This window comes from Pseudomonas sp. PS01299, assembly GCF_029960145.1.
GTDB classification, from domain to species: domain Bacteria; phylum Pseudomonadota; class Gammaproteobacteria; order Pseudomonadales; family Pseudomonadaceae; genus Aquipseudomonas; species Aquipseudomonas putida_A.
In genome coordinates this window covers 1-7,792 of record NZ_JASCPO010000252.1, presented here as the reverse complement: position 1 = coordinate 7,792, position 7,792 = coordinate 1, and the positions used below count along the sequence as shown (strand labels likewise).

Sequence of the window (7,792 nt, the reverse complement as noted above, 5' to 3'; positions counted from 1 at the left end):
CGCGAATGCGGTGCAACAGTCGACATTTCTCGTGACTGGTACACCGCATTCGCGAGCAAGCCCGCTCCCACATTTGTTTGGTGGTGCTCCCGCTGTTTATGTCAGTTGTTAGGGTGCCGTTTCTAATTTTTCTCCCTACTTTGTGCCTGAGCCCGACACATCTGCGGGCAGTTCCTCAAACCTTCTGCGCGTGAGGTGCACCATGGCCAAAGTCATTCTGAAGAAAAAAATCGACGCTTCGACTTCTGCTCTGAGCGACGTCAAATCCTATGCCCGCAAGATCTGGCTGGCAGGCCTGGGTGCCTACACCAAGGTCGGCCAAGAGGGCAGCGACTACTTTCAAGAGCTGATCAAGGCTGGTCAAACTGTTGAAAAGAAAGGCAAAAGAGTCGTCACCGAAAAACTCGAAGCCGCCAATGCCGAGATCGACGAAGCCAAGGATGAAGTCAGCTCGTTCAAAGGTCGCGTCGAAGTTCAGCTCGACAAGGTCGAGAAGGCGTTCGACTCCCGTGTAGCAAGCGCCTTGAATCGTATCGGCATTCCGTCTAAACATGACGTTGAGACACTCTCTGCTAAGCTCGATGAGCTGACGGCATTGCTCGAACGCGTCGCGCGTAAATCTTAAGGAGAACGGGATGGCTGGTAAAAAGAACACCGATAAAGAAGGCAGCTCGTGGATTGGGAAAGTCGAAGACTACTCCCGCAAAATCTGGCTGGCTGGTTTAGGCGTGTACTCGAAGATCGACACTGACGGCAGCAAGCTCTTCGAGTCACTGGTCAAAGACGGCGAGAAAGCCGAGAAGCTCACCAAGTCGGCAGTCGGAAAGAAAGTCGATGCCGCCAAGGATTCCGCTTCTTCGGCCAAGTCGCGCATCAGCGGCGTGAAAGATCGCGCACTGGGCAAGTGGGACGAGCTGGAAGGGGCTTTCGACAAGCGCCTGAACAGCGCGATTTCGCGCCTGGGTGTGCCTAGCCGCAATGAAGTCAAAGCGCTGCACAGCAAGGTCGAGACCCTGACCAAGCAGATCGAGAAACTCACTGGTCTGAAAACCCAACCGGTCGCGGCGAAAACCGCAGCGGCCAAACCGGCAGCCAAAACCGCCGCCAAGCCATTGGCTAAAGCGGCTGCGAAACCAGCTGCCAAAGCTGCGGCCAAGCCCGCGGCAAAAACCGCTGCCGCCAAGCCTGCTGCTAAAACGGCCGCTGCCAAACCAGCCGCCAAGGCTGCCGCGAAACCGGTTGCTGCCAAAGCGGCTGCGAAACCTGCGGCCAAGTCCGCGGCCAAACCAGCCGCCAAGCCAGCAGCGAAAACCGCTGCCGCGAAACCGGCTGCCAAACCTGCGGCCAAACCGGCTGCGGCGAAAAAACCGGCAGTGAAAAAACCGGCCGCGCCGAAGGCCGCTGCTCCGAAGCCAGCTGCACCCGCAGCAGCCAAGCCAGCCACCCCGGCAACCCCGGCCAGCGCGTCGAACTCCGCCGCTGCACCGACTCCGGTAGCCACCCCGACTGCTGCATCGACCCCGTCGACGCCAACCAGTCAGTCCTGATTTTTCAGGGCAAAACAAAACGCCCGGCCTGTGAAGGTCGGGCGTTTTTGTTTGTGCTTTTTAAAAGCTTACCCTCACCCCAGCCCTCTCCCCGAGGGAGAGGGGGCCGATTCGGGGATGCTTCAGCCTTACACCGACCTGAAAGTGTCGTATTGAATCCATAATCGACTGGATTTTTCAGGTCGCCGTATCGCGTAAGACAATAAGGTCAGTCCCCTCTCCCTCTGGGAGAGGGTTAGGGTGAGGGGCTCTTGATTTCATTCGTGATCTTCGAGGTATTGCAGGGCCATCCGCTCCGTCGCCACTTTCACCGGCGGCAGCAGATGCGGCGCCACCAGCATCATGATCTGGTACACCACCAGTTTGACCTCACCCTCTCGATCGAGAATCCGCTGATAGTCCAGCGAGAACAGCAGGGTCAGGGTGATCTGCTCCACCAGTTGCCCCAACGCCTGGGTATCACTGACCAGTTGCCCCGAAGCCTTCAACCGCGCCAGCAAGGACGCCAGCGTACGCTTGAGCGCGTTGAGCAGGTTGCGAATGCCCTTGGCCAGTTTCGGCAGGCGCCCGGCGAGGTTCGACAGGTCCTGGAACAGAAACCGGTACTGCGCCAGGCGCTCGACGATCAGGTGCAGAAACAGCCAGTAATCCTCTGGCGCCAGCTCGGCATCCGATGGCGGATCGAGCAGCGGCGCCAGTTCGTTCTGGAAGCGTTCGAACAGGCCGAGAATCAACGGCTCCTTGCCGTGAAAGTGGTAGTAGAGATTGCCGGGGCTGATCCCCATTTCGTTGGCAACTTCCATGGTGGAGACGTTGGGCTCACCCTTTTCGTTGAACAGTTGCAGGGCACATTCGAGAATCCGGTCGCGGGTTTTCATCCAGTCTTCTTAGAAAAGTTCGGTTAAGCGTCAGCGCACATGCACGTAGGTGCCGGGTGCTGCCTCCATCGGTGGATAGTTCGGGTTGCCGAGGGTAAACGTGGTTTCGTGCTGGGTGCCGGAGCGCTGCTGAATCCACTCCAGCCACTGCGGCCACCAACTGCCGTCGACGCGTTTGGCGTCGTAATACCACGCGCGCGGATCGCTGCTCAGCTTGCCGTTCTCGACGTAATTGGCTTTCGGGTTGCTCGGCGGGTTGAGGATGCTCTGCACGTGCCCACTGTTGGACAGTACGAAACGCCTCTCACCGCCGAGCAGCAGGGTCGAGCGGTACACCGCGTCCCACGGCGTGATGTGGTCGTTCATGCCGGCCACGCTGAAGCTGTCGACGGTGACTTTCTGCAGGTCGATTGGCGTACCGCAGACTTCCAGGCCACCCGGGTGGGTCAGCGGGTTGTGCTTGAAGAAGTCCAGCAGGTCGCCGTGGAACGCGGCGGGCAGGCGGGTGTTGTCGTTGTTCCAGTAGAGAATGTCGAAGGCCGGGGGCTCTTTGCCGAGCAGGTAGTTGTTGACGAAGTAGCTCCAGATCAAATCGTTGGGCCGCATCCAGGCAAACACCTTGGCCATGTCGCGACCGTCGAGCACGCCTCGCTGGTAGGAGCGGCGTTTGGCCGCTTCGATGGTCTGTTCGTCGGCGAACAGGGTGGTCGGGGTCTCGATCTCACTGTCGAGCAGGCTGACCAGATAGGTCGCACTGGAGATCCGTCGCAGTTGCCGTTTCGCCTGCAGATGACCCTGCAGCGCGGCGATGGTCAGGCCACCGGCGCAGGCACCCATCAGATTCACCTCGCGCGCGCCGGTGATCGCCCGGCAGATGTTCATCGCTTCTTCCACCGCTTCGACGTAGGTCGAGAGGCCCCATTCCCGGTGGCGTACGTCCGGGTTGCGCCAACTGATCATGAAGGTCTGCAGGCCGTTTTTCAGCGCGTACTGGACGAAGCTGTTCTGCGGGCTGAGGTCGAAAATGTAGTACTTGTTGATTTGCGGCGGCACCACCAGCAGCGGCTTGGCGTACTGCTTTTCGCTCATCGGCTTGTACTGGATCAGCTCGAGCATCTCGTTGCGAAACACCACGGCGCCGGTGGTGGTGGCGACGGTCTTGCCGACCTCGAACGCCTGCTTGGTAACCTGGCGTGGCAGGCCATCGTTGTGCAGCAGATCATCAAACAGATGGCTCAGGCCGCGCACCAGACTCTGGCCGCCGGAATTGAACAGCTCCTTGACCGCCAGCGGATTGAGCAAGGTATTGGAGGGCGCGACGGCATCGTTGAGCAAGGTGAACGCGAAGTGCGCGCGAGCGCGATCGTCCTCGCTCATGCTGCTTTCATCGATCCAGCTCTTGACCTGTTTCTGCCAGGCCAGATACGCCTGCAGGCTGCGCCGGTAGAACGGATTGAGGCTCCACGCCGGATCGGCGAACCGCGCGTCCTGCGGGTTGGTCGGGTGCAGGGTTTCACCGAGCAGCACGCGACCGAGCTGGCCGCCGAGTTTCAAGGCGTGTTTCGCACTGTGGAGCGGGTTGCGCAGACCGTGGGCGGCGACGCTGCGCAAGGTCGAGAGCAAGTCCCGCCCACGCAGGCCGGTCATTGCACTTTGTGCATTGATGAACACGGCGGGACTGGGCACTACGCCCGTCGCAGGTTTGTCGCGCATGACTCAACACTCCTTCGTCTTCAGGTCAAAAACAAACTCACCGAACCAGAACACCATAGTCGCTGTTACGGGTTGCTGCCTGCGCGGCGTCCTGCCGCGCACGTTGTTCAAAACCCTGCATAAAGCCTGCCGCCGTGATTTATCCGCCCAGCGGGGTCGGGTGCGGGTGCATCACGGCGCGCTGTCGTTCCTCCTCAAGGAATTTCATGATGATCGGCGCTACGGCTTCGGCGCGGGTGATCAGGAACAAATGACCGTCGTCGATGATGTGCAGCTGGGCGTTGGGGATGCGCCAGGCGAGCATGCGCATGTTGATCAGCGGGATCAGCGGATCGTCGTCGCCGGCCAGCACCAGGGTCGGCTGATGAATCTTGTGCAGCCAGTGAATGCTGGTCCAGCCGAGGCCGGCGAACAGTTGCCAGTAGTAACCGAGCTTGCCTGCCGAACGCACTTTCGCCGCATGGCTGGCGGCCAGGGTCGGGTCGCGGCGGAACGAGCCGCCGTAAATCAACGGCGCAATGCGGATCACGTGGGACGGCTGGATGTAGCGCCGGGGGCTGGCCATCATCCACAGCACTTTCGGCTTGCCCGGCACCATGAAGGCGCCGGCCGCAGTCGCTGCCAGCACCAGTTTCTTGCAGCGTTCGGGGTAGTCGTGGGCGAATTGCTGCGCCAGCGCGCCGCCCCACGACACGCCGATCACGTTGACCTGGCCGTAGTCGAGGTAGTCGAGCATCCGCGCCGTCAGCTTCGCCAGCCCGGGAAAGCGATAAGGCCGGTTGGGCGTCGACGAGCCGCCGACACCGGGTACGTCGAAGGCGATCACTTCCAGATCCGGGTCCAGCGCCGCGACGAACGGAAACACCAGCTCCAGGTTGGCACCGATGCCGTTGAAAATCAGCAAGGGCGTCAAATGAGGCTTGCCGGGGCGTACCGCGGTGCGGAGGGTCTGCCCATCCAGATCGACGGTACGGAAAATGAACGGTTGCGGCATGCTTCAGGCCCTGTGGGTCAATCTCAATATCACCTCCAATCCCTTGTGGGAGCGGGCATTGTGGCGAGGGGATTTATCCCCGATCGACTGCGAAGCAGTCGCACACCCTCAAACGCGGGGAATCATAGTTGCCGCGAATGCAGGTTTTGGGGCCGCTGCGCGACCCATCGGGGATGAATCCCCTCACCACAAGCCCGCTCCCACAGGGGGATGAGGTGTGTCAGTTACCGCTCATGAACGTAAGTGCCCGGCGATGCTTCACCTGGCGCGTACGCCTTGTTGCCGAGTTTGGTTGGTGCCTTTTTCAGATTACCCGAGCGCTCGGCCTGCCACGCCTGCCAGTACAGCCACCAGGAATCGGTGTGCTTGGTCGAGTTCTCTTGCCATTCGTCGGCATTGGCGGCCATGCCTTCGCTGGTCATGTAGCGCGATTTCGGGTTGCCCGGCGGGTTCAGGATGCTCTGGATGTGCCCGCTGCTCGACAGCACGAACTCGACCTTGCCGCCAAACAGCTGCGCCGACTTGTAGCAGGACTTCCACGGGGTGATGTGGTCGTTGGTGCCGGCCAGCGAAAAGATGTCGGCGGTGACCTGCTTGAGGTCGATCGGCGTGCCGCACACTTCCAGTGCATTGGGGCGGATCAGTGGGTTGTTTTTGAACATCTCGATCAGGTCGCCGTGGAACGCGGCCGGCAGTCGAGTCGTATCGTTGTTCCAGAACAGGATGTCGAACACCGGTGGCTCGTTGCCCAGCAGGTAGTTGTTGACCCAGTAGTTCCAGATCAGATCGTTCGGGCGCATCCACGCGAAGACCTTGGCCATGTCTTTGCCTTCGAGCACGCCGGCCTGATATGAGTGACGCTTGGCGGTCTCGAGGGTCTGCTCGTCGACGAACAGGGCGACGTCGCTGTCCAGGGTGGTGTCGAGGACGCTGACCAGCAGGGTCAGGGCGTTGACCTTCTTTTCGCCGAGGGCGGCGTAGTGGCCGAGCAGGGCAGTGCAGGTGATGCCGCCGGAGCAGGCGCCGAGCATGTTGATGTCTTTGCTGCCGGTGATTGCGGTGACCACGTCGACTGCTTCCTTGAGCGCATCGATGTAGGTCGACAGGCCCCACTCGCGCTGGGCCTTGGTCGGGTTACGCCAGCTGACGATGAAGGTCTGCACGTTATTGCGCAGGCAGAAGCGCGCCAGACTCTTGTCCGGGCTCAAATCAAAAACGTAGAACTTGTTGATCTGTGGCGGCACCACGAGCAGTGGCCGCTCGTGGACCTGTTCGGTGATCGGCTTGTACTGGATCAGCTCCAGCACGTCGTTGCGAAACACCACCGCGCCTTCGGTCACGCCAAGGCTCTTGCCGACCTCGAACGCGCCCATGTTGACCTGGCTCGGCATGCCGCCGTTGTGCACCAGATCCTTGGCCAGATGCGAGAGGCCATCGAGCAGGCTTTTGCCGCCGGTCTCGAAGAAGCGTTTGACCGCCGCCGGGTTGGCGGCGGTGTTGGTCGGGGCCATGGCTTCGGTCATCAGGTTGATCACGAAGTGGCCGCGCGCGATGTCTTTGGGTGACAGGCTGCTGTCGTCGATCCAGGAATGGAGCTCCTTGCGCCACGCCAGGTAAGTTTGCAGATAACGTTTGTAGAGCGGGTTCTGACTCCACGCCGGATCAGCGAAGCGACGGTCATCGCTGGCCGGTTGCAGTTCGGATTTGCCGAACAGCACGTTCTTCAGTTCGAGACCGAAATGGGTCACGTGCTTGACGCTATGGATCGGTTGTTTGATGGCCTGGGTCAGCACCATTCGAGCAGAGGCCAGCAGATCCTTTCCGCGCAGCCCAACGACGGGATTAAGCCCCAGGGTGTTTTCCGAGGCTTGGTACTTCAGGTCATCGTTATTCTTGTTACTCATCTACGACGCTCCATTGTCCTGAGACGAGTACCCGTTTTCTGCTGTGCAGTTCCACAGCGAATGCCAGGTACTACTGCTCGGGTGACCGTTAATTCTGCATAGCTGCTTTACAGTCGTAGAGCACTGCAGGGAACTTGCCAGCTCCATTGGTTACCCGAGTTTAATTTTTTTCGCAAGCAGGCCGATCCTCGGCCACACAGCAGAGCATTCAAACAGATGAATTTAGAAAATGCCCTCTAAAGAGCAAGAGTCTCGGACTAGAGCATCAGCTTGACGATTGACTGGTCCGGATCGCGGGTTTTCCCGGCCGCTTTGAGCTCGGCCAGATAATCGGCCCAGAGTGCGTCATGACGTCGCCCCAGCTCGTAGAGGTAATCCCAGGTGAACAAGCCGCTGTCGTGACCGTCGTCGAAGGTCAGTTTCAGTGCGTACTGACCGGCCGGTTCCAGGCCGCTGAGTCCGACATTGAGCTTGCCGAATTGCAGGATCGGTTTGCCGTGGCCCTGGACCTCGGCGGAAGGGGAATGCACGCGCAGGAATTCGGCGGGCAGGGTGTACTCCTCGCCGGACGCGTAGGTGAGCGTCAGGGTTTTCGAGGCTTTGTGCAGTTTGATGTCGGTGGGGATTGAGGTCATGGTCTGGCGTCCGTTGTGTGGGCGACCCTGATTCAAATGTGGGAGCGGGCTTGCTCGCGAATGCGGTATGTCAGCCAACATTGCTGTCGCCTGGCACGGCCTCTTCGCGAGCAAGCCCGCA

Annotated in this window: 7 protein-coding genes; 2 read left to right on the top strand and 5 right to left on the bottom strand. The window is 60.2% G+C overall.

Annotation, left to right across the window (positions count from 1 at the left end):
- The first annotated feature begins 202 nt into the window (after nt 1-202).
- Nucleotides 203-625: a phasin family protein gene (locus tag QMX91_RS26760; protein WP_027611299.1), complete on the top strand. Its 423-nt coding sequence runs from the start codon at nt 203-205 to the stop codon at nt 623-625.
- A 10-nt stretch (nt 626-635) separates the two neighbouring features.
- Complete coding sequence (locus QMX91_RS26755; RefSeq protein ID WP_096794687.1) at nt 636-1,547, top strand: phasin family protein; 912 nt, start codon at nt 636-638, stop codon at nt 1,545-1,547.
- 257 nt (nt 1,548-1,804) lie between these two features.
- On the opposite strand, the gene QMX91_RS26750 is transcribed toward QMX91_RS26755, so the two are convergent.
- From QMX91_RS26750 to QMX91_RS26730, 5 genes are all read right to left on the bottom strand, one after another.
- Nucleotides 1,805-2,425: a TetR/AcrR family transcriptional regulator gene (locus tag QMX91_RS26750; RefSeq protein WP_027611301.1), complete on the bottom strand. Its 621-nt coding sequence runs from the start codon at nt 2,423-2,425 to the stop codon at nt 1,805-1,807.
- Between the two features lie 30 nt (nt 2,426-2,455).
- Nucleotides 2,456-4,138: a class II poly(R)-hydroxyalkanoic acid synthase gene (gene phaC, locus QMX91_RS26745; protein WP_103368731.1), complete on the bottom strand. Its 1,683-nt coding sequence runs from the start codon at nt 4,136-4,138 to the stop codon at nt 2,456-2,458.
- A 139-nt stretch (nt 4,139-4,277) separates the two neighbouring features.
- Nucleotides 4,278-5,132: a poly(3-hydroxyalkanoate) depolymerase gene (gene phaZ, locus QMX91_RS26740; protein WP_027611303.1), complete on the bottom strand. Its 855-nt coding sequence runs from the start codon at nt 5,130-5,132 to the stop codon at nt 4,278-4,280.
- Between the two features lie 224 nt (nt 5,133-5,356).
- Nucleotides 5,357-7,036 (bottom strand): class II poly(R)-hydroxyalkanoic acid synthase, encoded by a 1,680-nt coding sequence (gene phaC / locus QMX91_RS26735; RefSeq protein WP_098966803.1) that lies wholly within the window; start codon nt 7,034-7,036, stop codon nt 5,357-5,359.
- Nucleotides 7,037-7,293: 257 nt separating this feature from the next.
- Nucleotides 7,294-7,671 carry a DUF971 domain-containing protein gene (locus QMX91_RS26730; protein WP_135294787.1) on the bottom strand — a complete coding sequence of 126 codons (378 nt, stop codon included), beginning with the start codon at nt 7,669-7,671 and terminating at the stop codon, nt 7,294-7,296.
- Nucleotides 7,672-7,792 lie beyond the last annotated feature (121 nt).

What these genes read in the sequence shown, in the direction of transcription:
- QMX91_RS26760 (WP_027611299.1), top strand. Translation starts at nt 203, where the DNA reads ATGGCCAAAGTCATTCTGAAGAAAAAAATCGACGCTTCGACTTCTGCT.
- QMX91_RS26730 (WP_135294787.1), bottom strand. Translation starts at nt 7,671, where the DNA reads ATGACCTCAATCCCCACCGACATCAAACTGCACAAAGCCTCGAAAACC.
- phaC (WP_098966803.1), bottom strand. Translation starts at nt 7,036, where the DNA reads ATGAGTAACAAGAATAACGATGACCTGAAGTACCAAGCCTCGGAAAAC.
- QMX91_RS26750 (WP_027611301.1), bottom strand. Translation starts at nt 2,425, where the DNA reads ATGAAAACCCGCGACCGGATTCTCGAATGTGCCCTGCAACTGTTCAAC.
- phaZ (WP_027611303.1), bottom strand. Translation starts at nt 5,132, where the DNA reads ATGCCGCAACCGTTCATTTTCCGTACCGTCGATCTGGATGGGCAGACC.
- phaC (WP_103368731.1), bottom strand. Translation starts at nt 4,138, where the DNA reads ATGCGCGACAAACCTGCGACGGGCGTAGTGCCCAGTCCCGCCGTGTTC.
- QMX91_RS26755 (WP_096794687.1), top strand. Translation starts at nt 636, where the DNA reads ATGGCTGGTAAAAAGAACACCGATAAAGAAGGCAGCTCGTGGATTGGG.